The organism is Achromobacter agilis (assembly GCF_900496965.1).
In the GTDB taxonomy this organism is placed as follows: domain Bacteria; phylum Pseudomonadota; class Gammaproteobacteria; order Burkholderiales; family Burkholderiaceae_B; genus Achromobacter; species Achromobacter agilis.
On record NZ_UFQB01000005.1, the window covers coordinates 33267 to 60159 of the forward strand.

Annotated in this window: 22 protein-coding genes; 9 read left to right on the forward strand and 13 right to left on the reverse strand. The window is 66.6% G+C overall.

All coding sequences use genetic code 11. From position 1 onward, the window contains the following. Window positions 1-8: 8 nt before the first annotated feature. Window positions 9-983 carry a Bug family tripartite tricarboxylate transporter substrate binding protein gene (locus tag AGI3411_RS07665; RefSeq protein WP_129526790.1) on the forward strand — a complete coding sequence of 325 codons (975 nt, stop codon included), beginning with the start codon at window positions 9-11 and terminating at the stop codon, window positions 981-983. A 45-nt stretch (window positions 984-1028) separates the two neighbouring features. Next, window positions 1029-1979 carry a PDR/VanB family oxidoreductase gene (locus AGI3411_RS07670; RefSeq protein WP_129526791.1) on the forward strand — a complete coding sequence of 317 codons (951 nt, stop codon included), beginning with the start codon at window positions 1029-1031 and terminating at the stop codon, window positions 1977-1979. Between the two features lie 79 nt (window positions 1980-2058). Here AGI3411_RS07670 and AGI3411_RS07675 read toward each other — a convergent pair whose 3' ends face one another. Next, complete coding sequence (locus AGI3411_RS07675) at window positions 2059-2955, reverse strand: LysR substrate-binding domain-containing protein (RefSeq protein WP_129526792.1); 897 nt, start codon at window positions 2953-2955, stop codon at window positions 2059-2061. A gap of 83 nt (window positions 2956-3038) precedes the next feature. Here AGI3411_RS07675 and AGI3411_RS07680 point away from each other — a divergent pair, with 83 nt between their 5' ends. After that, window positions 3039-3890: a fumarylacetoacetate hydrolase family protein gene (locus AGI3411_RS07680; protein ID WP_129526793.1), complete on the forward strand. Its 852-nt coding sequence runs from the start codon at window positions 3039-3041 to the stop codon at window positions 3888-3890. A gap of 8 nt (window positions 3891-3898) precedes the next feature. Here AGI3411_RS07680 and AGI3411_RS07685 read toward each other — a convergent pair whose 3' ends face one another. The 3 genes from AGI3411_RS07685 to AGI3411_RS07695 all read right to left on the reverse strand — a co-directional run bounded on the left by AGI3411_RS07685 (window position 3899) and on the right by AGI3411_RS07695 (window position 8060). Then, window positions 3899-5101 carry a BaiN/RdsA family NAD(P)/FAD-dependent oxidoreductase gene (locus tag AGI3411_RS07685; protein WP_129526794.1) on the reverse strand — a complete coding sequence of 401 codons (1203 nt, stop codon included), beginning with the start codon at window positions 5099-5101 and terminating at the stop codon, window positions 3899-3901. Between the two features lie 23 nt (window positions 5102-5124). After that, window positions 5125-7386 (reverse strand): arginine/lysine/ornithine decarboxylase, encoded by a 2262-nt coding sequence (locus tag AGI3411_RS07690; RefSeq protein ID WP_129526795.1) that lies wholly within the window; start codon window positions 7384-7386, stop codon window positions 5125-5127. 221 nt (window positions 7387-7607) lie between these two features. Then, window positions 7608-8060 (reverse strand): hypothetical protein, encoded by a 453-nt coding sequence (locus AGI3411_RS07695; protein ID WP_129526796.1) that lies wholly within the window; start codon window positions 8058-8060, stop codon window positions 7608-7610. Between the two features lie 114 nt (window positions 8061-8174). Here AGI3411_RS07695 and AGI3411_RS07700 point away from each other — a divergent pair, with 114 nt between their 5' ends. After that, complete coding sequence (locus AGI3411_RS07700; protein ID WP_129526797.1) at window positions 8175-8693, forward strand: GNAT family N-acetyltransferase; 519 nt, start codon at window positions 8175-8177, stop codon at window positions 8691-8693. A gap of 9 nt (window positions 8694-8702) precedes the next feature. Here AGI3411_RS07700 and AGI3411_RS07705 read toward each other — a convergent pair whose 3' ends face one another. Continuing rightward, complete coding sequence (locus AGI3411_RS07705; RefSeq protein WP_129526798.1) at window positions 8703-9947, reverse strand: GGDEF domain-containing protein; 1245 nt, start codon at window positions 9945-9947, stop codon at window positions 8703-8705. A 157-nt stretch (window positions 9948-10104) separates the two neighbouring features. Here AGI3411_RS07705 and AGI3411_RS07710 point away from each other — a divergent pair, with 157 nt between their 5' ends. Beyond that, window positions 10105-10956: a GNAT family N-acetyltransferase gene (locus AGI3411_RS07710; protein WP_129526799.1), complete on the forward strand. Its 852-nt coding sequence runs from the start codon at window positions 10105-10107 to the stop codon at window positions 10954-10956. A 4-nt stretch (window positions 10957-10960) separates the two neighbouring features. On the opposite strand, the gene dcd is transcribed toward AGI3411_RS07710, so the two are convergent. The 4 genes from dcd to apbC all read right to left on the reverse strand — a co-directional run bounded on the left by dcd (window position 10961) and on the right by apbC (window position 18266). Then, the gene (gene dcd / locus AGI3411_RS07715; protein ID WP_008166733.1) at window positions 10961-11524 is read right to left on the reverse strand and encodes a dCTP deaminase; all 564 of its coding nucleotides are present in this window, start codon (window positions 11522-11524) and stop codon (window positions 10961-10963) included. A 101-nt stretch (window positions 11525-11625) separates the two neighbouring features. Next, window positions 11626-15285, reverse strand: coding sequence for a translocation/assembly module TamB domain-containing protein (locus tag AGI3411_RS07720; protein ID WP_129526800.1), 3660 nt, complete (start codon window positions 15283-15285; stop codon window positions 11626-11628). Next, window positions 15282-17174, reverse strand: a complete 1893-nt coding sequence (locus AGI3411_RS07725; protein WP_129526801.1) for an autotransporter assembly complex protein TamA — start codon at window positions 17172-17174, stop codon at window positions 15282-15284. Before AGI3411_RS07725 ends, AGI3411_RS07720 begins: the two co-directional genes overlap by 4 nt. Window positions 17175-17177: 3 nt before the next feature. Beyond that, window positions 17178-18266, reverse strand: a complete 1089-nt coding sequence (apbC, locus tag AGI3411_RS07730; RefSeq protein WP_129526802.1) for an iron-sulfur cluster carrier protein ApbC — start codon at window positions 18264-18266, stop codon at window positions 17178-17180. A gap of 101 nt (window positions 18267-18367) precedes the next feature. Here apbC and AGI3411_RS07735 point away from each other — a divergent pair, with 101 nt between their 5' ends. After that, complete coding sequence (locus AGI3411_RS07735; RefSeq protein ID WP_129526803.1) at window positions 18368-18643, forward strand: hypothetical protein; 276 nt, start codon at window positions 18368-18370, stop codon at window positions 18641-18643. Window positions 18644-18837: 194 nt separating this feature from the next. Continuing rightward, complete coding sequence (metG, locus tag AGI3411_RS07740) at window positions 18838-20958, forward strand: methionine--tRNA ligase (RefSeq protein WP_279638344.1); 2121 nt, start codon at window positions 18838-18840, stop codon at window positions 20956-20958. Between the two features lie 113 nt (window positions 20959-21071). Here metG and AGI3411_RS07745 read toward each other — a convergent pair whose 3' ends face one another. From AGI3411_RS07745 to AGI3411_RS07755, 3 genes are all read right to left on the reverse strand, one after another. After that, complete coding sequence (locus AGI3411_RS07745; RefSeq protein WP_129526805.1) at window positions 21072-21848, reverse strand: sulfurtransferase; 777 nt, start codon at window positions 21846-21848, stop codon at window positions 21072-21074. Window positions 21849-21933: 85 nt separating this feature from the next. Then, window positions 21934-22731: an META and DUF4377 domain-containing protein gene (locus tag AGI3411_RS07750; protein WP_129526806.1), complete on the reverse strand. Its 798-nt coding sequence runs from the start codon at window positions 22729-22731 to the stop codon at window positions 21934-21936. A gap of 21 nt (window positions 22732-22752) precedes the next feature. Then, window positions 22753-23283 (reverse strand): META domain-containing protein, encoded by a 531-nt coding sequence (locus AGI3411_RS07755; protein WP_129526807.1) that lies wholly within the window; start codon window positions 23281-23283, stop codon window positions 22753-22755. A 299-nt stretch (window positions 23284-23582) separates the two neighbouring features. On the opposite strand from AGI3411_RS07755, the gene AGI3411_RS07760 reads away from it, so the two are divergent. Next, window positions 23583-24725, forward strand: coding sequence for an acyltransferase family protein (locus AGI3411_RS07760; RefSeq protein WP_341867904.1), 1143 nt, complete (start codon window positions 23583-23585; stop codon window positions 24723-24725). On the opposite strand, the gene AGI3411_RS07765 is transcribed toward AGI3411_RS07760, so the two are convergent. Beyond that, window positions 24706-25092: a helix-turn-helix domain-containing protein gene (locus AGI3411_RS07765; protein ID WP_129526809.1), complete on the reverse strand. Its 387-nt coding sequence runs from the start codon at window positions 25090-25092 to the stop codon at window positions 24706-24708. The genes AGI3411_RS07760 and AGI3411_RS07765 overlap by 20 nt on opposite strands. 582 nt (window positions 25093-25674) lie before the next feature. Between AGI3411_RS07765 and AGI3411_RS07770 the strand changes: the two genes are divergently transcribed. Further along, the gene (locus AGI3411_RS07770; protein WP_129526810.1) at window positions 25675-26484 is read left to right on the forward strand and encodes a response regulator transcription factor; all 810 of its coding nucleotides are present in this window, start codon (window positions 25675-25677) and stop codon (window positions 26482-26484) included. The last annotated feature ends 409 nt before the right edge of the window (window positions 26485-26893 follow it).

Sequence of the window (26893 nt, forward strand, 5' to 3'; positions counted from 1 at the left end):
GAGAGAGCATGAACATATCCCTACGCAAGCTGTGCGCCACGACTTCGCTGCTGTTCTTCGCCTGTTGCGGTGCGGCCCAGGCCGACTACCCCGACAAGCCGGTGCGCCTGATTGTTCCGTATGCAGCGGGCGGCTCGACCGACAGTACCGCGCGGTTGGTTGCCAAATCGCTGGCCCAGCGGCTGGGCCAGCCCTTTGTCGTGGAAAACCGGGCCGGCGCGGGCGGCATGATCGGGCAGGACATGGTCGCCAAAGCGCCCGCCGACGGCTACACGCTGCTTTTCAGCGCCGCCGGTCCCCTGACCGTAACTCCGCACGCCTATCCCAAACTGCCTTACGAGGCCATCGATTCGTTCACACCGGTCAAACTGATTGCCCAATCGCCCCTGGTGCTCGTCGCCAACCCCGATACCGGCCTCAAGACCGTGCGGGATCTGGTCCGGGCCGCCCGCGCTCAACCGGGGAAGCTGACGTATGCGTCGTTCGGTAACGGCAGCGCGGCGCACCTTGCCGGCGAATTGTTCAAATCGATCGAACAGGTGGACATCGTCCACATTCCCTACAAGGGCAGTTCGCCTGGCCTGGTTGACGTTATCAGCGGGCAGGTCGACGTCATGTTCGACGTACTGGTATCGGCCTTACCCCATGTGCAGAGCGGCAAGCTCGTGCCGCTGGCCATCACGCTAAGCAATCGTTCCCCCCTGATGCCAGACGTACCCACAATGCAAGAGTCCGGCGTGGACGGCTTCGAGGCAGGCACCTGGTTCGCCGTACTCGGTCCCAGGGAGATGCCTGCCGGCATCGTGACACGCCTGTCCCAGGCGCTGGACGAAACGTTGAAAACACCCGATTTTCAGCAGGCGATGGCCGCGCAAGGCGCCGAAGTCGCTACCGGAACGCCAGACTCATTTGCCCGTTTCTTCCGCGCCCAGTACGACAAATGGGGCAAGATTGCCCACATGGCCGGCATCAAGGTCGAATGACCAAACGCTGCAGCCGCCCGCCATCTCCAGACCCAGCCTCGCATCATGAGCAATGAGTTCCTCCTTTCCTTGCGGGTTCGCGCCATTTCCGAAGAGGCGCGCGGCATCCTCGCTTACGAGTTCGTCTCGAACGATGGATGCCCGCTGCCGGCCTTCACCGCCGGCGCGCACATCTCCTTGGTGCTGCCGGACAGCATGCGGCGCAGCTATTCGCTGACGAACTCACAACGCGAACGCCACCGCTACGTGGTCGCGGTCAACCTCGATCCACGCAGCCGTGGCGGCTCGCGCTACCTGCACGAACGCGTTCGCGTCGGCGACATACTGCCGGCGGTCGCGCCCAGCAATGCGTTCGCGCTGGTCGAAAATGCCCGGCAGTCGGTATTCATTGCCGGCGGTATCGGAATCACGCCCATACGCGCCATGATCCGGCGCCTGAACGACCTGGGAAAACACTGGTCGTTGCACTACTGCGCCAGGACGCCCAGCGCGGCGGCTTTCACGGCCGAGTTTGAGGGCGACGAGCGGGTGCGCTTCTACTTCGACCAGGCCGAACCGGCCGACCGTCTGGATATCGAAGGCCTGGTGGGCAACCTGCCGCCGCATGCGCATATCTATTGCTGCGGCCCGGCTTCCATGCTGGACGCGTTTCTTGCGGCCGCGTCCCGGCTGCCCGCCGAGCGCGTGCACTACGAGCGCTTCGCCGCCACCGAGGCGCCCTCGCGCGCTGGCGGCTATACCGTCACGCTGGCCCGCAGCGGACGCTCCCTGCAGGTACCGGCGGGCCGGACGATCTTGCAGGTGCTGCAGGAAGCCGGCCTGGACCCCGCCTTTTCCTGCGGCCAGGGGGTATGCGGCAGTTGCGAGACCGGCGTGCTGGCCGGCCGCCCCGACCACCGCGACCAGGTGCTCAGCGAAAACGAACGCGCCGCCGGCCGCAGCATGATGATCTGCTGCTCGGGCTGCCTGGACGACAACCTGGTGCTCGACCTGTGATAGCCAGCGTATTGCCGCAGCGCCAGCAAGTATTGCGAGCGGCGGCCGAACCGCGCCGGGCCCGCAAAACCTGCGCACATCACTTCCGGTCGGCCATGAAGTCGGACAGGAACTGTTTAAGGCTTTGCGCCGCAGGCGACAGGCTGCGTCCTTTCTTGGTAAAGATAGATATCTGCCGATGAATCACCGGATCCTGCACCGCAATGCCGGTGACGCCATACGACGACAACAACGGTGTCGAATACGACGGCAGCGCGGTCAGACCGTGCCCCCACTTCACCATGCCGATGGCCGTGGTGAGATACGAAACGGAATGCGCAGGCTCAAGCACCAGCGATTCGGACCATGCGCGCAAATCTGCCTGCAGACGCACGGTGAAGTCCAGCGGCAGGCTGATGAACGGGTAATCGAGCGCCTGCTTCCAAGTGACCCTTTTCTTGCGCGCAAGCGGATGGGTACTCGGGCAGATAAGCTGGATGCGGTCCTGGAACAGCCGTTCTTGGCGCATCCCGGCAGGCGTCGGACGTTGCGGCGCGATGCCGAAATCGGCCTCGTCGTTCAGCACCCGCACCAGAACCTGCTCATTGGGCATATCGAGCATGCGCACGTCAATGCCCGGATACCGCTGACCGAACATCGCCAGGATTTCAGGCATGAGCGCCTGGCTGTAAAGCAGCGTACAAGCGACGCGCACGCCGCCGCGCTGGCGATCATGCAGCTGCAGCGTGCTGTGCACGGCGTTATCGAGGTCGTCGAGGACTTTGACGGCAAGCGGATAGAACTCGGCCCCCATGACCGACAGTTGCGTATTGCGGCTATTCCGATCGAGCAGGCGGAAATCCAGTTCGCTTTCCAATTCGCGCAGCAGCAGGCTCAGGGCCGATTGCGTCACATGCATGCGCTTGGCAGCTTCGGTGAAGCTGCCGGCGTTGGCCACGTTCACGAAAGCGCGCAACTGCTTGATGGTTATGTTCATGGAGAAACCGGTTCTGGCGTCGGCTTGCCATTCTAAGGGAACCGTGGGCTTTTTAACGATAGCGAAACCTATAGGAGATCATCATGAAACTACTCAGCTTTGAACGGCAGGGCCTTGCCTCCTGGGGCCTGCTCGCGGAAGACGGGCGCATCATCGACGGACAGCCGCTAACGCAAGGACGCTACCGCTCGCTGCGGGCGGCACTGCAGGCGCAGGCCCTGCCCGACATCGCGCGCGCGGCGCGGGGCCGCGCTGCCGATGTCAGTCTTGAAGACGTGCAACTGCTGCCGGTCATCCCCGATCCGGGAAAGATTCTGTGCGTAGGCTTGAACTACGAGGACCACCGTCGGGAAACCAATCGCGAACCCACCGGCGAGCCGACCCTGTTCCTGCGCGTCGCCACCTCGCAGGTCGGACACGGCCTGGCCATTCGATGCCCCGCCGAATCGCACAAGTTGGACTATGAAGGCGAGATCGCCGTGGTGATCGGCAAGGGAGGCCGCCGCATCAGCCAGGAAGATGCCTACGCGCACATCGCCGGCTACGCGCCCTACAACGACGCGTCGGTGCGTGATTGGCAGCAGCACACGAGCCAGTGGACGCCTGGCAAGAACTTCGACGCCACCGGCGCATTCGGGCCGTGGATGGCCACCCGCGACGAGGTTCCCGACGGTGCCGACCTTTCGCTAAGCACCCGGCTGAACGGCGAGGTAGTGCAGCATGCCACCACCGCGCAACTGATCTTCAGCATCCCACGGCTCATCCAGTACATCTCTCGCTTCGCAACGCTGGAGCCAGGCGATGTCATCGTAACGGGCACGCCCGGCGGCGTCGGCTTCAAGCGCAATCCTCCCCTGTTCATGAAGGATGGCGACATCGTCGAGGTGGAAGTGGGAAGTGTCGGCTGCCTCTCGAACCGCGTGCTGGCCGGCTAGCAGGCGCCCTACAGCGCCTTGCCGCAAGCCATGCCCGAGGCCCAGGCCCACTGGAAGTTGTAGCCGCCCAGCCAACCCGTGACGTCCACGGTTTCGCCGATGAAGTAAAGGCCGGGCGTGGTCTTGGCCTGCATGGACTTCTGGTCCAGGCCGCGCGTGTCCACGCCGCCGCGCATCACCTCGGCCTTCTTGTAGCCCGCCGTGCCGCTGGGCACCAGCGTCCATTGGTGGATGTCCTGCGCCAGCCCGCGCAGGGTCTTGTCCGGCGCATCGGCCAGGCGCAACGCCGCCAGCCCGGGCTTGCCCTTCTGCTCCGCCAGGTGCAGCCAGCGGTCGGCCAGGCGCTTGGGCCAGAGGCCCGCCAGCACGGTGTGCAGCTGCTGCCGGTTGCCGGATTTCGACGCCAGCAGCTCCTCGGCCAGGTTACGGCCGGGCGCCAGATCCACCACGATGGGCTCGCCCGGCTTCCAGAAACTGGATATCTGCAGGATCGCCGGCCCCGACAGGCCGCGGTGCGTGAACAGCAGGTCTTCCAGGAATTCGCCGCGGGCCTTGCCCTGCCCTGTGTGCAGGCTGACTTCCAGCGCCACGCCGGACAATTCGGACAGGGCCTGCCACTGCGCGGGGTCGAAAGTCAGCGGCACCAGGGCGGGCCGGGGCTCCACGACCTTCAGGCCGAACTGCCGCGCGACCTTCAGGCCGAAGTCGGTGGCGCCCAGCTGCGGGATCGCCATGCCGCCGGTGGCGATCACCAGCTTGGCCGCGCGGATCGGCCCCTGGCCGGTGCGCAATTCGAAGCCCTGCTCGCCCTGCCCGATCTCGGCCACCGCGCAATTCATGCGCCACTGCACGCCGCCCGCGTCGCATTCGGCGCGCAGCATCTCGATGATGGATTCGCTGGAGTCGTCGCAGAACAGCTGGCCGCGATGCTTCTCGTGCCAGGCGATATGGTGGCGCTTCAGCAACGCCAGGAAATCCTGCGGCGTATACCCCGACAGGGCCGAACGGCAGAAATGCGGATTGTCGGAAAGAAAGTTGGCGGGCCCGGCGCCGATGTTGGTGAAATTGCAGCGGCCGCCGCCGGAAATGCGGATCTTCTCGGCCAGGCGGCTGGCGTGGTCGACCAGCACCACGCGCAGGCCGCGCTGGCCGGCCACCGCGGCGCACATCATGCCAGCGGCGCCGGCGCCGAGTACGGCTACATCGAACATCAGGACTCCAGGCCCGCCGGGCCTCACTCTTCGATCAGGCAATCAACGTAATAGCGCTTTTCGCCGTCGGGACCCACTTCATCGGCCAGGCCGTGGATATAGGTTTCGAAACCGGGGAAGCGCTGGTTGAACTCGCGCGCGAACTGCAGATACTGGACGATGGTGCGGTTGAAGCGTTCGCCCGGAATCAACAGCGGGATGCCCGGAGGATACGGCGTCAGCAGCACGCCGGTCACGCGGCCTTCCAGCTTGTCGATATCGACGCGCTCGACCTCGCGGTGCGCCATGCGGGCAAAGGCGTCCGACGGCTTCAGGGCCGGGACCATGTCGCTCAGGTACATCTCGGTCGTCAGGCGCGCCACGTCGCGTTCGCGGTAAGCCTCGTGGATCTGCTGGCACAGGTCGCGCAGGCCCATGCGCTCGTAGCGGCGATGGTCGCGACAGAACTCCGGCAGGATGCGCCACAGTGGCTGATTGCGGTCGTAGTCGTCCTTGAACTGCTGCAGGGCGGTCAGCAGCGTGTTCCAGCGGCCCTTGGTAATGCCGATGGTGAACAGGATGAAGAACGAATACAGGCCGGTCTTCTCGACCACCACGCCGTGCTCGGTCAGGTACTTGGAGACCAGGGCGGCGGGGATGCCCGTTTCGCCGAAGCTGCCGGACATGTCCAGGCCCGGGGTGATGACCGTGGCCTTGATCGGATCCAACATGTTGAAGCCTTCGGCCAGGTCGCCGAAGCCATGCCAATGGTCGTCGGATTCCAGGATCCATTCGTCGCGGTTGCCGATGCCTTCCGGCACCAGGCGGTTCGGACCCCAGACCTTGAACCACCAGTCGTTCTTGCCGAATTCCGACTCCACCTTGCGCATGGCGCGGCGGAAGTCCATGGCTTCGCGGATGCTTTCCTCGACCAGCGCGGTGCCGCCCGGCGGCTCCATCATGGCGGCGGCCACGTCGCAGGACGCGATGATCGCGTACTGGGGCGAGGTGGACGTGTGCATCAGGTAGGCTTCGTTGAAAACGTTGCGGTCCAGCTTGCGGGTCTCGGACTCCTGCACGATGATCTGCGAGGCCTGCGAAATGCCGGCCAGCAGCTTGTGCGTGGAGTGCGTGGCGAACACCATCGCGTCCTGGCTGCGCGGGCGGTCCTGGCCGATGGCGTGCATGTCCTGGTAGAACTCGTGGAACGATGCGTGCGGCAGCCACGCTTCGTCGAAGTGCAGCGTATCGACGTAGCTGCCCAGCTCCCGCTTGATCATTTCCACGTTGTAGATGACGCCGTCATACGTGCTCTGCGTCAGCGTCAGGATGCGCGGATTCTTGTTGACCGCCTCGCGCGCGAAGGGGTTGGCCTCGATCTTCTTGCGGATGTTGTCGGGGTGGAATTCTTCCAGCGGGATCGGGCCGATGATGCCCAGGTGGTTGCGCGTGGGGCGCAGGAACACCGGAATCGCGCCTGTCATCGTGATGGCGTGCAGAATGGACTTGTGGCAGTTGCGGTCCACCACGACCACGTCGCCGGCGGCGACGTTGGCGTGCCACACCACCTTGTTCGAAGTGGAGGTGCCGTTGGTCACGAAGAAGCAGTGGTCGGCGTGGAAGATGCGCGCCGCATTCAGTTCCGACTCGGCCACGGGGCCGGTGTGGTCCAGCAGCTGGCCCAGTTCGTCGACGGCATTGCAGACGTCGGCGCGCAGCATGTTCTCGCCGAAGAACTGGTGGAACATCCGGCCCACCGGGCTCTTCAGGAACGCCACGCCGCCCGAGTGGCCGGGACAGTGCCAGGAGTACGAACCGTCCTGCGCGTACTTGACCAGTTCACGGAAAAACGGCGGCGGCAGGCTGTCGACGTAGCTGCGGGCTTCGCGAATGATATGGCGCGCCACGAATTCGGGGGTGTCCTCGAACATGTGGATGAAGCCGTGCAGTTCGCGCAGGATGTCGTTCGGGATGTGTTCCGAGGTGCGCGTCTCGCCGTACAGGTAGATGGGGATGTCGGCGTTGCGAAAGCGCAGTTCGCCGATGAAGGCGCGCAGGTTCTTGATCGCGCTAGCCACGTCCTCGGGCGAATCCACGTCGAACTCTTCATCGTCGATCGACAGGATGAAGGCGCTGGCACGGCTTTGCTGCTGGGCAAACGAACTCAGGTCGCCATAACTGGTCACCCCGATCACCTCGACGCCCTCGGCCTCGATCGCGGCAGAGAGGGCGCGGATGCCCAAACCGGACGCGTTCTCGGAACGGTAGTCCTCGTCGATGATGAAAATGGGGAAGCGGAATTTCATGCGGGCGCTCCTGGGGGCAAGGCGGAATCGGACGCGTAACGCGGCGCGAGTGTACAGCGAGTAAAAATCCGCCTGATGACAGACGGCGCGAGCACCCGCCGGGGAGGCGGGAATGGCGGAATTGTAGGGCTGTTTTTCTTACAGTCCTAAGGGAAATCCCCAGAAGGGATGCGCGGCCGTTGTCATCGCGCCAAAAGCGCGGCTTTTCAACCCGGACGGGGCTACCGGATGGTCCGGGCCTCGCGCGCCTCCAACGCCGCCGTGAACTGCTCGAAATAAGGCGGAATCGCCTCCGTGGCCCCGTACCGGATCCGGCGTTCGATCTTTGCGATCGCGCCGAAGCAGACTTCGGTTCCCGGTTCGCCGCAGACCAGCACGACCGGGTCCTCGTCGTCGCACACTTCGTAAAGGCCGCCATGCGCGCGGCGGCCGACCTCGTAGAGGTAGGCGGCGGCGCCGACAGTCTGCATGGGGGTCAGAGGGAGGGTCCCGAGGTGGGCGGCCTCCAGCGCTTCATCCAGCGCGTGGACGCTGGACGGCGAATAGTCCAGCACGGCGCCGGTCTGGCCGGCTGCCTGGACAAAGTCCTGCGCGGCACCCGCCACGCGCGCTACGAACTCTTCCTGGACTTCGTTGCGCTTGGCGTCCTGGTTTATCTTGAGGAAACCGAACATCAGTGGCTCCTTTGTGAAAACCGCAAGCGGCATTGGAACCATTATAGGCAAGCCACCCTTCTATACTGGCCAAACCGCCTCCAAAACGTTACCTATTCCCAACACTTTTCTCCCATGCCCTCACCCCTGGTCCGACGCCTCGTTCCCGCAGACGCCGCCGCCCTGCGCCAATTGCGCCTGGACGCGCTCGTTGAAACCCCCGAATCGTTCGGATCGAGTTACGAAGAGGAACATACCCTGACATTGGAGGACATCCGCGCCTGGATCGCGCCGGTGGACGACGGGGCGATGTTCGGCGTCTTCGACGGCGAGGCGCTGGCCGGTATCGTCGGCGTGGCCCGGCAGCGCAAGCTGAAGACACGGCACAAGGCCCACATCTGGAGCATGTACGTAGCGCCCGCCCAGCGGGGCCGGGGCCTGGCCAGGCTGCTGATGCAGGCGGCCATCGCGCACGCCGGGGCCATGCGCGGGATCCGCTACGTGCAGTTGAGCGTAACGTCGAACAACGCCGCGGCCACCGCCCTGTACGCCGGCCTGGGTTTCGCCGAATACGGGTGCGAACGCGAAGCGCTGTGCGTGAACGGCAGGTTCTACGACGAAACGCTGATGTCGCTGGCCCTGCCCGGCCAGTAGCGCGGCAGCCTACGCCTGGCCGGGCCGCCGCCGCAAGCTGTACAGGCACACCTGGTTGCGGCCGCCATCCTTGGCCCGGTAGAGCGCCTGGTCGGCCGCCTTGATCACCGCTTCGGGCACGCGCAGCGCGTCGCCGCGTTCGGCCACGCCCATGCTGACGGTCACGCGCAGCGGCCGCGCGTTGCGCCCATCGCGCCCGCCCCGCCGGCGCATGCCCAGCTGGTCGGCCTTGGGACGCGCGGGCTTGTCGCGCAGGCGCATCTGGTAGGCCTCGATGGCGCGCCGGACGCTTTCCAGGTGCGGCTTGCATTCCGCCGCGGTCTTGCCCGGGAACACCAGCGTGAACTCTTCGCCGCCGAAACGGTAGGCGTGCCCGCCGCCCGGCACCCGCCGCAGCTGGGCCGCCACCATGCGCAGGACCTGATCGCCCACATCATGGCCGTGGGTATCGTTGAACGCCTTGAAATGATCCACGTCGGCCATCGCCAGCGCGTAGACGCGTCCGCCCATGCGCTGCAGCCGCTCGTTCAGCGCGCGCCTGCCGGGCAGGCCGGTCAGTTCGTCGAGGAACGCCATGTGAAAGCCTTCGTGCGCCAGCGACACGCACAGCGCGGTCAGCGCGGCGGTGGACATCAGCGCCAGTTCGACGGGATGCTGCGCGCCGCGCGGCAAAGCCCAGGCCATGCACACGAAACCCAGCCATTGCCCGGCCTGCTGCGGCCGGCCATAGCGCAGGAGCAGCAGCGTCAGCGCCAGGCCGGTGGCCAGCAATGCGATCAGCCCCTCGATCGGCACGCTCAGGTGGCCGAGTTTGCCTTGCACGGACAGCACGCCGAGGGCGCCGGCCACGCCGTCCTTGCCCGCCAGCGCAATCGCGGCTGCGCCCAGCGCCATCAGGCCGGTGCGCGCCGCCGTGTCCACCAGCATGCTGGACCGCTCGGACCACAAGGCATTGATCGCGTAGACCAGGGCCCACCACGCCATGGCGTGCCCCAGCGCCCAGGGCGCTTCCCGCCCCAGCGCGGGCCAGGCCGCCGTGGCGGCCAGCACGCAGAGCATCAGCGCCAGCGTCTGCGAACGCTGGTACATGAAGCAGGTGGCCGCGCAGATCAAGGCCATCGCCCATGGCATGAACGGGACGATCAGCGTCAGCGCGGGCGGCCATTCCCGCCACAGCAACAGCGCCACCGCCGCGGCCACCGGCAGCGCGGGATAGAACAATAGGGGCAGCCAGGGGACATGGGGGTAACGCACGGATCGGGGCTCACGCTTGCAGAAATGACGTCGCCAAATCGGCAAACACATATATAGTCATTTACGGTCGCGACGTGAGGTTCTTTAGCACTTGCGGCGCAACAACGGACCTGGCGGCCATGCTATGTTTTGCGCCATCTCCGACGGAAGAACTCCCATGCGTATCCTGGTCAACATCGATGTGCCGGATCTGGAACATGCCATCGATTTCTATCGCCGAGCCTTCGGGCTGAGGCTGCAGCGCAGGCTCGGGCCCAAGGCCGCCGAAATGCGCGGCGCCGAAGCGCCCATCTATCTGCTGGAAAAAGCGGCCGGCACACCCGCCGCGGGCGCTACGCGGCAGCCGCGCGACTATGCCCGGCACTGGACGCCGATCCATCTGGACGTGGTGGTCGACGACGCGGACCGCGCGGTCGAATGGGCCGTGGCGGCGGGCGCGCGGCTGGAAGACCCGGCCGTCTCGCACGAATGGGGCCGGATCGCGCACCTGAGCGATCCCTACGGGCACGGCATCTGCATCCTGCAGTTCCTGGGACGGGGCTACGACGCGCTGGCGGCACCGGACATCCGGTACGAGCCCGTCGGCGAAGCGGATTTCGAAGCCCTGCTGGCGCTGCGCATCGAAGCCATGCGCGAAAGCCTGGAACGCCTGGGGCGCTTCGATCCAGAGCGCGCGCGATCACGGCTGCGCAGCACGTTCCGGCCGGAACATACCTGGTCCATCGAACTGGACGGGCAGCGGCTGGGCTTCTATGCGCTGCGCCCGGACGGCGACGGCCTGCGTCTGGATCACCTGTATCTGCGGCCCGGCTCCCAGGGCGCAGGCCTGGGCAGCCAAGTTTTGCGGCGGATCCTGGAAGACGCCGACCGGCTCGGGTTGCCGGTGCGCGTGGGCGCACTGCGCGGCAGCGATTCGAATCGCTTCTACCAGCGGCATGGATTCGTCCAGACCGCCGAAAGCGAATGGGATATCGATTACCTGCGGCCGGCGCCCCCGCCGGCCGGCTGACGCATCAGGTGCGCGGCAGCGTGACGCCGCGCTGGCCCTGGTACTTGCCGCCGCGGTCGCGGTAGGAAGTCTCGCAGACCTCGTCGCTTTCCAGGAACAGCATCTGCGCGCAGCCTTCGCCCGCGTAGATCTTGGCCGGCAACGGCGTGGTGTTCGAGAATTCCAGCGTTACGTGGCCTTCCCATTCGGGTTCCAGCGGCGTGACGTTGACGATGATGCCGCAGCGCGCGTAGGTGCTCTTGCCCAGGCAGACCGTCAGGACGCTGCGCGGGATGCGGAAGTATTCGACCGTGCGGGCCAGCGCGAACGAGTTGGGCGGGATGATGCAGACATCGCCCTTGAAATCCACGAATGACCCTTCGTCGAAATTCTTGGGATCGACGATGGTGGAATTGATGTTCGTGAAGATCTTGAACTCATCGGCGCAGCGCACGTCGTAGCCGTAGCTGCTGGTGCCGTAGCTGACGATGCGCCCGCCATTGGCCGTGCGGACCTGCCCCGGTTCAAAGGGTTCGATCATGCCGGCTTCGGCCTGGCGGCGGATCCAGCGGTCGCTTTTGATGCTCATGGTGGGAAGGGTGCTAAGGGGTTGAATGGCCGTCATTTTATCCCGAGCGCGCGCATGCCGCCCGGAGCGGGGGGAGGCAACCGCCCCGCCCCGTCCGCGAATCAGTTGCCGAAGAAGGTCCGGTACACCAATTCGATCCCGTTGACCGCGCCCCCCTTCACGTCCAGGGACAGACCCCGCGCCAGGCGGTAGCTGGCCCGGCCGACGGTATCGCTGCCCGCCAGCGCCTGCTCCACGCTGAGCGTGATGCCGTTGGCGAACGACTTGCTGGCCACCAGGAATTGCGTGGCCAGCTGGCTGTCGCTGTCCCGGTTCACGTCGCCGGCCACCGTGCGGTCGGGCAGGATGCTGCCCGAGCTGCCGATGTTGCCCGTGCGGATACTGACGTCGTCCAGCCCGAACTGCTTGTAGAACGGCTGCCCGCCGCCCAGCAGCGCCGTGCCCACCGACATCAGCAGCGCGGCGTCGCCCCCGCTTTCGTCCGGCCCTCGGCCCAGCAGCAGCCAGGACAGTTTTTCCACGTCGCTGACGTCCGGGTAGGACACCAGGTCGATGCGCGGGCGCTGCGCCGTGCCGACCACCTTCACGCCGGCCTCGACCTGCTCGCCGGTGCGCAGGGCTTCGATATCCAGCAGCGGATTGTCCAGCCGGCCCTGGAAAGTCAGGGTGCCCCGGCTCAGGCGCAGTTTCTGGCCATAGGCCTCGATGCCGCCGCCTCGCGTCCGCAATTGCCCCCAGCCCGTCAGGCGGCCCTCGTTGAGCTGAATCTGGATGGAGCCCAACAGGCCCGCGTCCAGCCCCATCCCGGTGATGTAGAAGCGCGGCCCCATGTCGAACTTGAGGTTCATGCTGGTCTGCAACGGCGTCGAAACGGCCGTGGCGTCGTCGCCCGCCCGGCGCACTTTCACGTCGTCGTCCAGCGACGGCACCCCTTGCAGGATTTCCAGGCTGAACCAGCCGGCGTCGGCCTTCAGGTCGCCGACGATCTCGAGGCGCGGCATGGCCGCCTTCAGGTCGATGACGCCCGAAACCATCGCGTAGCGGTCCGACCGCTGCAGCGCCGGGAACCGGTGCAGCGTCAGGCGCACGTTGCCGCCGCCGTCGATCAGGTTCCACTGCCCCTTGGCCTCGGCGTAGCCGCCCTTGGCTTCGGGGTTGGTGGTGATCCATTCCTTGGTCCGCCATTCCGCCGGCATGACCCGCAGCGACGCGGGGAAGCGCAGGCTGTCGAGCACCAGCGTGTCCCCGTCCAGGCGGGCAGACAGTGTGCCCTCGATCAGGCGCACGCCATCGTCGATCCGCACCAGCCGCAGCTTGTCGCCGCGGATGTTGCCGCTGGCGCTCCATTTGCCGGCAAGCGAGCCCTGCGCTTCCAGGTTGGCCTTGAGCGTGCCGCCGATTTCCATCGTGTCGCCCACGAACAGGCCGACCCACCCCAGGTCGGCGATGTCGGCGTCCAGCTTGGCGCGCAAGGGCTGGCGGGCGTCCAGCGCCATGCCGCCCTTGGCGTCGACCAGCAGCACCGCGGAGCCGGAGCCAACCACCGAGCCCATTTTCTCCGTGACCAGGTTCACCTTGGCGTCCAGCCGGCTGGCGTTGGCCGAAACGGGCGTGGCGATTACGTCCAGGACCAGCGTGCGCAGGCCGAGCGGCGTCGGCGGGTCGCCCGGGATCAGCAGATCCCCTTCGCGCCGCGAGAGACGGGCCGTGCCGGCCAGCCGGCCATCGAATTTCAGGTCCCACAGCGCGTCGAGCGCGATGCGGCGCTGGCCTTCCGGAACCATGGCGTTCACGCGCGCGGGGCGCTTGCCCAGCCGGGCCGCGGCCTCGGGATCTACCGCGCCGATCACCTGCCGCGCCATGGCGGCGGTAATGACCAGGTTGTCGGCCTGCCCCGCCGTTTCCCAGCGCTTGCCGCCGCCGCGCGACCCCTTGTGCGCCAGCGTCAGGCGCTCCTTGCCGGGCAGGGTCACGCTCAGCACGGTCTGGCCGACCTGCCATTGCCACTGCGGCGCCACGGCCGACGGTAGGAAAGCCAGCGAAACCGGCCGGTCTGCCGTGACCGCAAAACCGGCCGTATCGGCCGCCAGGCGCGAAAACTGGCCTCGCCAGCCCGTCAGCGCGGCGTCGGGCTCGCCCTGGCGTCCCTTGCCCCAGCCGCCCGCGAACGCGATGCCAGCCTGAGCCTTGGATTGACCCAACATGCCCGGACGCGGCTTCGCGGGGGTATAGCTGGCGGTGAAATCGCCGCGGTGCGCGGCCGCCGATCCGGTCAGCTTGCCCTTCAGCTCCGCCCCGCCCGGCACGTCGGGCCAGAACGCGTCCAGCTGGGGCGCCTGGGCGTCCAGCGTCAGGGCGCCATCCGAGGCGCCGAGTTCGCCGCTGGCCCGGACGCGGTTGCGTCCCAGCTTCACGTCTAGATCCAACCCGTGGATGCGCAGCCCCGCCAGCGGATCGCCGGCGGCGCCGGCCGCTTCGGAAGACGGGCCGGCCGCCGGCGCGGCGATGTCGACCTGGGCCTTCAGCGCGCCGGTCAGCGGTTGCCGGTTCCAGCGGGTGCCGTCTTCGAAACGCAGCTCCACGCCGGCATGGCGCAGCTGGCTCAGGTTCTCGATCTCGGCCTGCAGGTCGGCCCGCACGGTCAGCACCGCGGGCGGAATGGCCTGGCCGAGCCAGGGCGCCAGGTCCAGGCGCTGGGCGCTCAGCGAGCCGACCACGCGGTCGCGCCCCGCGCCCTGCTCCTGCGCCGTCTGCAGGTCGAACTGCGCCGCCAGCGAGGATTTGTCCGGCAGCTCCGCGCGTGCCCGGGCGCTGCGCAACACCAGCGCCGTGCGCGGCGCCAGGTCGGCGACCACGTCGAGCGCCAGGCCGGAGCCCGAGCCGTCCAGCTTGGCCTGGATGCCGTCGAGCGAGCCGGCGGCATCGGCGCGCAGCACGACCTGGCAGGCCGGCGCCGCCGGCCCGGCTATCTCGGGAGGGGCCGCAGGGGCGTCGGCCCGGGGCTTCTCGGCGCCGCGCTTCGCCGCGGCAGGCTTGGGCGCGGAGGGCTTCGGTTCGTAGATACCGCGCAGCCTGTCGGGCTGGCACAGCGGGGAATCAGGGCCGGCGCCGCGTGCCATCACGTCCAGGCGCGCCGTGAAGGGCCAGGGATCGGCCATGCCCTGGAGATCGGCCTGGCCGCTGAGTTCCGCCGTGCCGACGTCGTGGCCGACGCGCAGGCTCGCGATCCGCAACTGCGCGCCTTCGCGCCCCGCGGCCAGCGTGGCCTCTAGGCCGCCCAGCGTTACCGGCAGAGGCTCGCCGTCCTGCAGCAGCTCGAACTGCCCCAGCGCCACGCGGTCCACGGCGATGTCCACCGGCAGGGCCGGAAGCGTGAACGGCGTACCGTCGTCCTCTTCCGGCGGCGCCTCGGGCGACGACACGAGCGCCACGTGGACCGACCCCGCCGAAACTTCCCGCACATGCAGCAAGCGGTCGCCCAGCGCGCGCCAGTGCACGTTCAGGCGCAGATCGCTGATGCCGATACGCGTGCCGTCCATGTCCAGGTCCAGCCTGCCGACCGTCACGCCGCGCAGCAGCGAGCCGTTCACGTCCAGCGCCTGCCCGTTCAGCTGCTGCGCGGCCGTGGTCAGCAGCAGGCGCGTGCCGTTCTGGGATCCCGCCAGCCAGACCAGGAAGCCGCCCGCCAGCACGGCCAGCATCGCCAGGCCGGGCAGCCACCACACCAGCACGTGGCGCAGGAATTTGCGCAGCCGCTTCAAAACGCGATCCCCAGCGAAAAGTGCAGGCGCAGGTCGCGGTCGCGCTGGCCATAGGCCACGTCCAGGAACAACGGGCCCGCAGGGGTGCGCACGCGCGCGCCGACGCCATAGCCCAGCGCCAGCGACATATCGCCAAAGGATTCGGCGGCGTCGCCCGCATCCACGAACACGCCCATGCCCCAGCGTTCGTTGAAATAGTGGTCGTACTCGATACTGCCGACCAGCAACGTGGGCGCGCCGACGACCGCGTTGTCGCGCTGCACGCCGATGCTCTGGTACTTGTAGCCTCGGATGGAACGCGCGCCGCCCGTGCGGAAGCCGAAATCGTCGGGCACCTGCACGTCGCCGTTGGCCCACAGGCGGCCGACCTCGCCGCGCACCGTCAGCACGTCCAGCTTGCCTATCGGCCACCACTTCTGCGCCCGCAACCGCAGGCGCGTGTAGGGTTGCCCCGTGTCCAGCGTGACGCCGACGCCGCCGCCCACCGCGATCAGATTGCCTTCGCGCGGGTCGTACTTGTTGTCCACGTCGCGGCGCAGCCACTCGGCCGTCGCGGTCAGCGTGGGCAGGGTGTATTCGTCGCCGCCGTCGATCTTGACATGGTCGTGCGCCAGCAGCATGCCCCAGCGGGTTTCATATTCGACCCGGCTGTCGCCCGCGCCCTTGCGCTCCTGTGTGCGGGTCGCGCCCAGCGCGTAGCGCGTCACGTCCAGGCCCTGGATGTCGGAGTGGTCCGCAAGCAGGCCGATGGAATCCTTGTAGCCGCGTTCGGTCGGCGGCATGAAAATGTCGAGGTAGGCGCGCTGGCGCAGGCGGTCCACGCCAAAGCCGGTTTCCATGGTGACGGGCTGGCCGAACACCACGTTCTGGCGGTACAGGGACTCCAGCCGCGCCCCCGCCTCGTCGTCTACCCCCACCGAGACGGACAGCCGCTTGGGCGGGGCCTCGACCACGCGCACCTGCACCGGCAAAGTGACTTCGCCGTCGGAATCGTATTTGGCGGGCGGCGGCGGCATGGCGCCGGACACGGCCGGATCGCCCGCCGGCGCCGAAGCCGCCGCATCGGCCGCCCCCGGCGCGCGGGCGCGATCGGAGACGGGCGCGGCGGGCTGCTCGCCCCCGCCCGGCTGCTCCAGGGACACGAACGCCCCCCGGAAAAAAGCCGTGGACTGCAGGTCCTGCTGCCATTCATCCAGCCGGTTCTGGTCGTAGGCGGCGCCCACGGAATAGCGCACGTAGCGGTCGACCAGCTTGTCCGGCACGCGTTTGAGCCCCAGGATGGTGAGTTCGCCCATGCGGACCTGCGGCCCGCTGTCGATCGTGACGCGCAGCGCGGCCGTGGCCGCGTCGGCCTGGATCTCGGCCTCGGAGGCGGTCATGCGCGCCAGCAGGAAATCGCGCGTGGACACGTTGTCCAGCAGGGTCGATTTGGCCTTGTTCCAGTCGCTGTTGATGAAAGGCTGTCCCACCTTCAGCAGCCAGTCGTCGCGCAGCTTGCGCACGCGCTCGGCGTACTCGGGCCGCGTGATCCGGCCGGTGAAGGTCAGGTCGACCGAACCGACGGTCGTGCGCTTGCCGGAGACGATGCCGATGTCCCAGGTTTCGCCGCCGATGTCGGTGCCGGCCTCGAGCGTTACCGTGGGCGAGAAGTAGCCCTGGGTGGCCAGGGCCGCCAGCGTCGCGTCGCGTGCGCGCCGGCGCAGGCGGTTGATTTCACCGCCGTCCTGGTCCTCGGCCAGCCGCGCGATCGCGTCTACCGCCTCGGTGATCGCCTGCAGCGCGGCCGGCGGCACGCCGCCCGGGTCCACGATGATCTCCGGGCGCTTGGCCAACGCCTCGCCCGCCATCACACAACATCCAGCCAAGAAGGCGTGGGCTGCCCACCGCATGCTTCAGGTCGGTTGCTGCACAACGATGGACGGGAACTTGCCAGCCATATCGCGCGGGAGCGCGGCAACGCCGGCAGCCAGTTTCCTGGCGATTCCACGGTACAGCGCCGCAGCCTCGCTGGCCGGGTCCGACACCACGGTCGGCGTGCCGGCGTCCGTCTGCTCACGGATGGCCAGGGTCAGCGGCAGGCTGCCCAGCCACGGCGCGTGGTACTGCTCGGCCATGCGCTGGCCGCCGCCTTCGCCGAAAATGTGTTCCGCGCGCCCGCAACCCGGGCAGATATGGATGGCCATGTTTTCGACCACGCCCAGGATCGGCACCTCGACCTTCTGGAACATGCGCAAGCCCTTGCGCGCGTCCAGCAAGGCCACGTCCTGTGGCGTGGTGACGATGACGGCGCCCACGACCGGCACCTTCTGCGCCAGGGTCAGGGCCACGTCGCCGGTGCCCGGCGGCATGTCGACGATCAGGTAATCGAGATCCTGCCAGTTGGTCTGGCGCAGCAACTGCTCCAGGGCCTGCGTCACCATCGGGCCGCGCCAGATGGCTGGCGAATCGGCGTCGATCAGGAAGCCGATGGAATTGGCCTGCAGGCCGTGGCCCGTCAGCGGCTCCATGGTTTTGTTGTCGCGGCTCTCGGGACGGCCCGAGATGCCCAGCATGGTCGGCACGCTGGGACCGTAGATGTCGGCGTCCAGCAGGCCGACCCGGGCCCCTTCCGCCACCAGGGCCAGGGCCAGGTTCACCGCCGTGGTGCTCTTGCCCACGCCGCCCTTGCCCGACGCCACCGCAATAATATTGCGCACGTTGGGCAGAGGCTTCAGCCCCTTCTGCACCGCGTGGGCGGCCACTTTCCAGGTGACGGAGACCTGCGCGCCCGGCACGCCGGCGCCGGCAAGCGCCGCCTCGGCGATTTCGCGCACCTGGTCCTTGACGCCGTCGGCGGGATAGCCCAGTTCCAGCGCCACCGCGACACGGCCGCCGCCCAGTTGAATGTCACGATCTTTTACAGAAACACCCAAATCCAAACCGGTATTCGGGTCTTGCGCAGCGCGCAACGCGGCGCGGATGTGTTCTATCGTTATACTCATATCACTGTGGTTCCGTAGGCAGCGCGGCTTCTGCGCGCCGCCATCCCCTAAAGGATAGCGGATACCCGGGAACCTTTCGCTGCGTTTTGCATCCCATCTTCATGACCAACACACTTATCCGCTTCTTTCGTGCCGTCCTATTCGCCGCCCTGGCCCTGATCGGCATGGCGATGGCGCTGGTGTTCATGCTTTCCACGGCAATCGCCGTGGCGATCCTGTACGTGGTCGCCAAAGTGCGCGGCAAGCCGTTCGGCGTGCGCGCCTACTGGAGCCAGCGCCAAGGCGCCCGCCCGGGTCCGTTCCAGTCCGCCGCCGGCCCGTTCGCCACGCAGCCGCGCGGCGATGTGATCGACGTCGAAGCCCGCGAAATCCGCTGACGGCGGCTTTCCCGATGCCCGCAATGCCAGCGGGCCGCTGCTTCGTGCATCCGCAAGGCGGCATCGCCGCCTTTTTTGCTGCCTTCCCCAGCCGGCCCCGCCGGCCCTGAATCCCGCCTGATCCGCCATTCGCGGCGGGCGGGTCGCGCCATGGATGGGCCGTCTCCGGCGCACCTGCCAGGCAAGTCTCCGCCATTGCCCTAAAATGGCCGGCCAACCCCTTTTTCCCTCAACCTCTATCGACAACCATGTCTCGCACCCTTTTTGTCACCACTGCGCTGCCCTACGCCAACGGATCTTTCCACATCGGCCACATCATGGAGTACATCCAGGCCGATATCTGGGTTCGTTCGATGCGAATGGCGGGCCACACGGTGCACTTCGTGGGTGCGGATGACGCGCACGGCGCGCCGATCATGCTGAAGGCGGAAAAAGAAGGCATCACGCCGCAGGCGCTGGTCGCCCGCTACGCCGCGGAACGCCCGCAATACCTGAACGGCTTCCACATCCGTTTCGACCACTGGCATTCCACCGACTCCGCCGAGAACGTCGCGCTGTCGCACGACATTTACCGCGCGCTGAAGGCCCAGGGCCTGATCGAGACCCGCTCCATCGAGCAGTTCTACGACCCGGTCAAGGGCATGTTCCTGGCCGACCGCTACATCAAGGGCGAATGCCCCAAGTGCCACGCCAAGGACCAGTACGGGGACTCCTGCGAAGTGTGCGGCGCGGTCTACGCGCCCACGGACCTGATCAACCCGTATTCGGCGCTGACCGGCGCCACGCCCGTGCTGAAGTCGTCGGACCACTTCTTCTTCAAGCTGTCCGATCCGCGCTGCGTGGAGTTCCTGCAGCAATGGACGACCGGCTCGAACGCCGCCGGCGGCAAGCACCTGCAGCCCGAAATGCTGGCCAAGACGCGCGAATGGCTGGGCGCCGACGACGGCGAAGCCAAACTCGGCGACTGGGACATCTCCCGCGATGCCCCCTATTTCGGCATCGAGATTCCGGACGCGCCGGGCAAGTACTTCTACGTGTGGCTGGACGCGCCGGTGGGCTACCTTGCCTCGCTGAAGTCGTACTGCGCCGTCAAGGGCCTGGATTTCGACGCCCTGCTCGACCCCGCCGGCAGCACGGAACAAGTCCACTTCATCGGCAAGGACATCGTGTATTTCCACGCGCTGTTCTGGCCCGCGATGCTGAAGTTCGCCGGCCGCAAGACGCCGGACGCCGTGAACGTGCACGGCTTCATCACCGTCAGCGGCGAAAAGATGTCCAAGAGCCGCGGCACCGGGATTTCGCCGCTGCGCTACCTCGAGCTCGGCATGAACGCCGAGTGGATGCGCTACTACATCGCCGCCAAGCTGAACGCGCGGGTCGAAGACATGGACTTCAACCCCGATGACTTCATCGCCCGGGTCAACAGCGACCTGGTCGGCAAGTACGTCAACATCGCCAGCCGCGCAGCCAGCTTCATCACCAAGCATTTCGACGGCGTCCTGGGCTATGCCGGCGACACCGCCGCGCTGGCCGCGGAATACGCCGAACAGGCGGAATCGATCCGTGCCGCGTTCGAAGCCCGCGAGTACAACCGCGCCATCCGCGAAATCATGGCCTACGCCGACCGCATCAACCAGGCGTTCGACACCGCGCAGCCGTGGATCCTGGCCAAGGGCATCGCCACGGCCGGCGAGGAGCAAAAGGCCGCGCTGCAAGACATCTGCTCGCGCTCGCTGGCGGGTTTCAAGGCCTTGTCCGTCATGCTGGCGCCGGTGCTGCCGGCCCTGGCCGAACGCGTGGCGCTGGAGCTCTTCGGCGCGCAGGCCCCGTTCACCTGGGCCGACGCCTCGGTACTGCCGCAGCGCGTGGCGCCGTTCAAGCACCTGATGCAGCGCGTCGAGCCGCAAATGCTGGAAGACCTGTTCGAACCGCCCGCCGCTCCGGCGGTGGTGCCCGGCGGCGAACCCGTTGCCGATACCATCTCCATCGACGACTTCGCCCGCGTCGACCTGCGTATCGCGCAGATCGTCAATTGCGAGCACGTGGAAGGTTCGACCAAGCTGCTGCGCCTGACGCTGGACGTGGGCGAAGGTCGCCACCGCAACGTGTTCTCCGGCATCAAGTCGGCCTACCGGCCCGAAGACCTGATCGGCAAGCTGACCGTCATGGTGGCCAACCTGGCCCCGCGCAAGATGAAGTTCGGAATCTCCGAAGGTATGGTGCTGGCCGCCAGCCACGCCGACGAATCGGTCGACGCCGGCATCTACGTGCTGGAACCGTTCCCCGGCGCCAAGCCGGGCATGCGCGTGCGCTAAGCTTTTTCGTCCGTGTCAGACACCCGGCTAGGCCGTCTCGTATCGGTGAGAATTTCTCGTACGGGTGTCAGACACTACACATCCGGCTGTGTCAGGCACCCGTGGGGGCTATCTCAAGCCTGGAAGCCATCTCGCAGGGGTGTCTGACACTCGGGCTGTCCGGAAGGCGCCAGCGCCGGGTCCAGGGATATCCGTTCGTCGAAGACGAAGCACTTGCCGTCATAGCCCGGACCGCCGGTTTCCTCGAAATACTTGAGGATGCCGCCGTCTAGCTGGTAGACGTTCTGGATGCCGGCTTCGTTCATGTAGATGGCCGCCTTTTCGCAGCGAATGCCGCCGGTGCAGAAGCTGACCACGGTCTTGCCTTCGAGTTCGGCGCGGTGCGCCTGCACCGCCTCGGGAAACTGCGTGAAGCGGTCGATGCGCCAATCGATGGCGTTCTTGAAGGTGCCCTCGTCCACCTCGAAGGCGTTGCGGGTGTCGAGCATGACCACGGGCCGCCCCGCGTCGTCCACGCCCTGTGCCAGCCAACGGGCCAGCGTATGCGCGTCCACGCCGGGCGCTCTCCCCGCCTCGGGGCGGATGGCCGGGTGATTCATGCGGATGATCTCGCGCTTGATCTTTACCAGCAACTTGCGGAACGGCACCCCGTCGCTGTGGCTGAACTTCACTTCAAGATCCGCGAAGCGCGCATCGGCGCGCAGGCCTTGCAGAAAAGCATCGATGCCCTGCGCCGAACCGGCCAGGAACAGGTTGATGCCCTCTTCGGCCAGCAGGATCGTGCCCTTGAGCCCGGCCTGGGCCGCCTCATCCAGCAGGCGCAGGCGCAGCGCCGGCAGGTCAGCGAGGGACACGAATTTGTAAGCGGCGATATTGACGACGGAAGTCATGGAAAAGCGGGAAAAGACGGGCGGCGAAACCCGTAATAGTAATCGCTGGGCGGCATCCGCCGCCCCCGCCGCGCCTTGACCGCGCTCAACGCGAGACGATTTCCTGCTCGACCACCGCGTCCAGCACCCAGCGCAACGACGAGGCGTCGGCTGGCGGATTCGGGTCCTGGACCTCGACCACGCGCAGCCGGTAACGGATACCCGGCTGGAAATGAAAGCCGGTGATTTCCCCGTACCAGAACTGCCAGGGCTGCGCGGCGCTGTCCCGCACCTGGTAACACATCGCGCGGCCCGCCCCGGCGCTGCACGGCACCCGTTCCGAGTTCACGTAGACCAGCTTGGTCGGCCCCTGCTGGCCGCCGACGATGGGATCGGTCCGCCGGCCGAAGTCCAGCGTGTCGCCCGAACTGAGGACCCAGGTCATGCGTTGCGGGTTATTGGTGTTGTCCACCGAACTCGCGGTAATGCGCGTCATGCCCGCCAGGAAATCCTGCTCGAGCTTCATGCTGCCGGGCGCGCAGGCCATCATGGTCGCCACGGGATGATCGCGCACGATCAGCAGGCCATTGGCGACCGTATAGGAAGCGCTGTACTGGTTACAGCCCGCGAAACCCGCCATGCGCGGCGCGCCCTGCTCATGGATGAAGCTGACCGTGAGGGGACGCGAGCGCGTGGAAGGATGCGGCACTGGCCGCAGGGCGCCGTCGGGTTTTGTCCAGCGCGCCAGGTCCCAACTGGTCTGGGCCAGGATGTCCGACGCGGAGGCCGGCTGGAAGCGGGGATCCTGCCCGTCTGCGGCGCGCTGGGGCGGCGATGAGCAGGCGGCGAGGCCGACGGACAGCAGGCAGGGCGCCAGCCAGCGCAGGGAAACCGAAATAGGCATGGTGATCTCCGGGCGGCTTGCTTACGGCGTCGGCGGATCCTGGCGCCGCGCGAATTCCAGCACGTCGCCACCGCGCAGATTGAAGGTCAGGTGCCGCGGCGCGCCGCCGTTGTCCAGCGTGAACGTGTCGATGGCGGCGAGGCCGCGCAGGTAATCGGTTTCGAGACGGGCGCGTTCGGGCGGCACGCAGGCCATGCGCGTCGTGGCGGGCGCGTCGATGTAAAGCTTGCCGCCTTGCAGCTTGTACGAGCCCATGTAGCGGTTGCACCCCGAAAATCCGTTGACGCGGTATTGCTTGCCCTGCGCCAGGAAGGTCAGGCGCACGGGCTCGCCGTTGTCGCCATGGGGAATGTCGCGCAGCGCGCCGCCGGGCTGCGTCCAGCGCACCAGCTCCCAACTGGTCTGCGCCAGCGAGTCCGCGCTGCTGGCGGCGTTGGCCGCGGCCGCGCCTTGCGGCCGGGCGCCGCCGGGGGATCCGGCGCAGCCCGCCAATGCCGCAGCCAGTAGGCCCAGGCAAAGCAGCCGGCAACGCGTAGACATCAGGATAGGCATGAACGGGACTCCAAAGAATTGCATCCCCCAACTGTAACCGCCCTTGGGGCAGGACGGCCGTCTTCTACGCCCAACAGCCGTATCCAAAAGCAGCACACCCGGTCTTGCCGCCTCGCTCCGATGGAAGGGCTTGCTGCATCGTAAGCCGCATGGCGGCGGCCGCAAGCGGCGCGCAGAATCAGTACGGGTCCCCCTCCGGCAGGACCTGGCAGCTCCAGGAAATGGGGAGCCGGCCGCAAGTACCGCAGGGCCCAAAAAAAACTACTCCTGGAGACACGGCGATGGGCTTCTTGAGAACCTTGTTGGCATTATCGGTGGTGCTGGACCATCTGGGCGGCGGCAATGCCGATCACCTGGTCGGCGGCAGGCTGGCTGTGCAACTGTTCTATGTCATTTCAGGCTTCCTGATTTCCTATGTGCTGACCGCCACCGACCGCTATCAGGGCGCCACGGGCAAGTTCTACGCCAACCGCTTCCTGCGCCTGTTCCCGATCTACCTGGCCGTGGCCTCGATGACCCTGCTGGCCCATGCACTGAGCGGCGGCGCGTTCTTCCGCTTCTACGACGCCCTGCCCTTCAGCGCGGAACTCTTCCTGGTCCTTTCCAATATTTTCATCATGGGCCAGGATTGGCTGATGTTCTTCGGCATCGAACATTCCCAGCTGGCGTTCACGGGGAGCTTCGCCCGCAGCGAGGTGCCGCTCTACCAAGGCCTGCTGGTGCCCCAGGCCTGGACCCTGGGGGTCGAAATGAGCTTCTACCTGGTGGCGCCGTTCGTGCTGGGATCGCCGCGCCGGCTGCTGACGCTGCTGGTCATGTCGCTGGCCCTGCGCGGGGTGCTGATCGCGAGCGGCATCGGCCAGAGCGACCCCTGGACCTACCGCTTCTTTCCGACGGAACTGGCGCTGTTCCTGATCGGTTCGCTGTCGCACCAGGTGCTGCTGCCGCGCTACAAGGCCTGGGCCCGGAAGGCGAAACTCCTGCCCGAAGCGGGCACCGCCCTGCTGTTTGGCTACTGTCTGCTGCATTTTTCGATCGGCATCAATCCTACCGTGCGCGACGGCCTGGCGGTGCTGCTCTTCGCCGCGCTGCTGCCGCTGGCCTTCCTGTTCCAGTCGCGCCATCGGCTGGACAGGGCGATCGGCGAATTGAGCTATCCCATCTACATCTGCCATTCGCTCGTGATCATGTTCTTCAGCTGGCTGCTCGATGAGCTCAGCCTGCATCAGCCCATGCTGTTCGCGGCGTTGGTCATCACGGGCTGCATCGGCTTCTCGGCGCTGCTCAACGGCCTGATCGCCGACCCGGTGGAGCGTCTGCGCAGCCGCCTGCGCACGGATGCCGATGGTGCGGACGGCAGTTCGCCGGTGCCTGTGGCGGGCGCGCGGCTGCGCCCCCCGGCGGCGGCCCAGCCCCTCGGGTCTATTCGCCGCGTGCCTTGATGTAGGCAGCCAGCACCAGCTCGATCTGGCGCTTTTCCTGCGAGCTCAAGCGGGCATAGGTCGCATAAGAGACCGTCTCGAAGGGCCAAGCGGCCGGCATGGGCACCTCGCCCACGCCGCCGTCGGGGCCCGGGTTCAGCATCGGCCCCTCGCCGATGCTGAGCCACATGGGATTGACGCGCAGCGCGCGGGTCAGCTTGATGAGAGCGTTGCTGGATGGCTGCTGGCGCTGCCCGCTCTCGTAGTTGCCGATAGCGCTTTGCGACAGGTTGCTCGCGACCGCCAAGTCTTTTTGCGTCCATCCCTGAAGCATTCTTGCGTTGCGCAGACGATGGCTAAACGTGTTCAATCGATCAACCTGAGACATTATTAATATGGATTTATGTTTTTGATTAAAGCATCCCGATACTGGCGCCAAATAACCGGATTGCGCCCCAAATTCCAGGCTAATCCGCAAATCGCGGCAGCGGGCTGCCGCGCGGCGCTTTTGCCCGCGCGGACATCAGGCCGCGAACCCGAGTTGCCCTAAAAAAACCATATCTATCATCGGCTTAATAAGGCCATATCCATACCGCGGCGCGGCCGCAGCCACGTGCGCCGGCTGGCGTAGAGGCGAAAAAGCTGCGCAAGTTTAGGCCGCCGATGTATCCGAAATAGAAAATAATGTATCGGCGATACTTAATACGTTGTTATCCTTCATTTCAAAACAAACACTATTTCAAGCAGTTCCCCTTCATTTGATCTAGCGCGACAGTTACCATCAGAAACTACAGAAACGTATCTTCACAAAAAAACACGCCCGTGTTTAAATGAAACACGGGCGTGAATCCCCTGCGGCATCGACGCGCGGATCCGCCGCGAGCCGGCTGCAATGGCCCGGACCTGGGCCCAGGCTGGTCGCGCGCCCATTCGAACAACACCGCCGGACGGCTTCGTCCTGGAAGCATCAATGAACAACACGCTGGATGTCATTTTTCTTGGCTACGACGACGCCAGACATGCCAGACTCGCCGAAGCCCTGTCCCACCTGGGTTTCAACGTCCGCCACTGCCACGACCTCGCCAAGGTCTACGAACGGTATTCCCGCAGCCCCAGCCCGCTGATCGTCCTGGAAGCCCCGCTGCCCGACATCCACAACGCCGCGGTGCGGCTGCGCGCGGCGGACCGCGGCGTGGGCATCGTCGCCATCTCGGCGTTCCCCGATGCCGAAAGCCGTATCCGTACGTTGCTTTGCGGCGCGGACGCCTGCCTGCCCCCAGAGGTCACGGGGCTGGAACTGGCGGCGGCGCTGCAGGCGCTGGTGCGCCGGGCCGCCGTCCAGGAAAGCACGGACGCCTTGCCCGAGACGCCCCCGCCGGGAGAACCCGCCCAGGAAACCTGGCGCCTGGCGAACAAGGGCTGGACATTGGTCAGCCCGGGCGGCCGCAGCCTCGGCCTGACGACAGGAGAACGCGACTTCCTGTCGCGGCTCGTAGACGCGCCGGATCGCAAGGTCAGCCGCGAAGCCTTCCACACGGACGGCGTGGACGAAACGGAGCACAGCATCACGCGCCGCCGCTTCGTGGACGTCATGATCAGCCGCCTGCGCCGCAAAGCCGCCGCCAAACAGATGGCGCTGCCGATCCGCGCCGTGCATGGATGGGGCTATATGTTCGCCGCGGATATCGCGTTCGACCTGGAGGTTCGGGGGATGGGGGATGAAAGCCGGCCGGAGGCGCCGGACGACCGGCGCCGCGAAATGGCGGACGCGTCCTCATGACGGCGGGCGGGTCCGGCGCGCTGCGCGCCGGGCGAAAAAAACGCGGCGCTGCCTCGAAAGGCTAAGACGCCGCGCTAAAACAACACGTGAACCTGGAGTCATCAGCCGGCACTGATGCCTTCTACCTGGCCCACGCGATTCCAACATTCGTGCCTCATACTGCTCACGCACGGCCAAGCCGTGAACCCGTGCGGGGTCTCTAGTCCCCGCGCAAGCTGCAACGTGATCAACGCCAGCGATCGGTCCGCCTCTGCAAACCGGCGGGCAGTTCGCCCTTATCAGCGGCGATCCTTGCGGATAGCCGCGTGATGCACGAAGTTTAGGACCTTGGATCGGTTTCCAGTAATTCTTTGTTGATAGCCTTCTATACCTATTAGGCATAGGCAGCCCTGCCCATGCGCAGCGCCTA

What these genes read in the sequence shown, in the direction of transcription:
- AGI3411_RS07770 (WP_129526810.1), top strand. Translation starts at nt 25,675, where the DNA reads ATGAACAACACGCTGGATGTCATTTTTCTTGGCTACGACGACGCCAGA.
- AGI3411_RS07670 (WP_129526791.1), top strand. Translation starts at nt 1,029, where the DNA reads ATGAGCAATGAGTTCCTCCTTTCCTTGCGGGTTCGCGCCATTTCCGAA.
- AGI3411_RS07725 (WP_129526801.1), bottom strand. Translation starts at nt 17,174, where the DNA reads ATGCGGTGGGCAGCCCACGCCTTCTTGGCTGGATGTTGTGTGATGGCG.
- AGI3411_RS07745 (WP_129526805.1), bottom strand. Translation starts at nt 21,848, where the DNA reads ATGACTTCCGTCGTCAATATCGCCGCTTACAAATTCGTGTCCCTCGCT.
- AGI3411_RS07675 (WP_129526792.1), bottom strand. Translation starts at nt 2,955, where the DNA reads ATGAACATAACCATCAAGCAGTTGCGCGCTTTCGTGAACGTGGCCAAC.
- AGI3411_RS07690 (WP_129526795.1), bottom strand. Translation starts at nt 7,386, where the DNA reads ATGAAATTCCGCTTCCCCATTTTCATCATCGACGAGGACTACCGTTCC.
- AGI3411_RS07765 (WP_129526809.1), bottom strand. Translation starts at nt 25,092, where the DNA reads ATGTCTCAGGTTGATCGATTGAACACGTTTAGCCATCGTCTGCGCAAC.
- AGI3411_RS07710 (WP_129526799.1), top strand. Translation starts at nt 10,105, where the DNA reads ATGCGTATCCTGGTCAACATCGATGTGCCGGATCTGGAACATGCCATC.
- AGI3411_RS07665 (WP_129526790.1), top strand. Translation starts at nt 9, where the DNA reads ATGAACATATCCCTACGCAAGCTGTGCGCCACGACTTCGCTGCTGTTC.
- AGI3411_RS07680 (WP_129526793.1), top strand. Translation starts at nt 3,039, where the DNA reads ATGAAACTACTCAGCTTTGAACGGCAGGGCCTTGCCTCCTGGGGCCTG.
- AGI3411_RS07685 (WP_129526794.1), bottom strand. Translation starts at nt 5,101, where the DNA reads ATGTTCGATGTAGCCGTACTCGGCGCCGGCGCCGCTGGCATGATGTGC.
- dcd (WP_008166733.1), bottom strand. Translation starts at nt 11,524, where the DNA reads ATGAGCATCAAAAGCGACCGCTGGATCCGCCGCCAGGCCGAAGCCGGC.
- AGI3411_RS07755 (WP_129526807.1), bottom strand. Translation starts at nt 23,283, where the DNA reads ATGCCTATCCTGATGTCTACGCGTTGCCGGCTGCTTTGCCTGGGCCTA.
- AGI3411_RS07695 (WP_129526796.1), bottom strand. Translation starts at nt 8,060, where the DNA reads ATGTTCGGTTTCCTCAAGATAAACCAGGACGCCAAGCGCAACGAAGTC.
- apbC (WP_129526802.1), bottom strand. Translation starts at nt 18,266, where the DNA reads ATGAGTATAACGATAGAACACATCCGCGCCGCGTTGCGCGCTGCGCAA.
- AGI3411_RS07750 (WP_129526806.1), bottom strand. Translation starts at nt 22,731, where the DNA reads ATGCCTATTTCGGTTTCCCTGCGCTGGCTGGCGCCCTGCCTGCTGTCC.
- AGI3411_RS07735 (WP_129526803.1), top strand. Translation starts at nt 18,368, where the DNA reads ATGACCAACACACTTATCCGCTTCTTTCGTGCCGTCCTATTCGCCGCC.
- AGI3411_RS07700 (WP_129526797.1), top strand. Translation starts at nt 8,175, where the DNA reads ATGCCCTCACCCCTGGTCCGACGCCTCGTTCCCGCAGACGCCGCCGCC.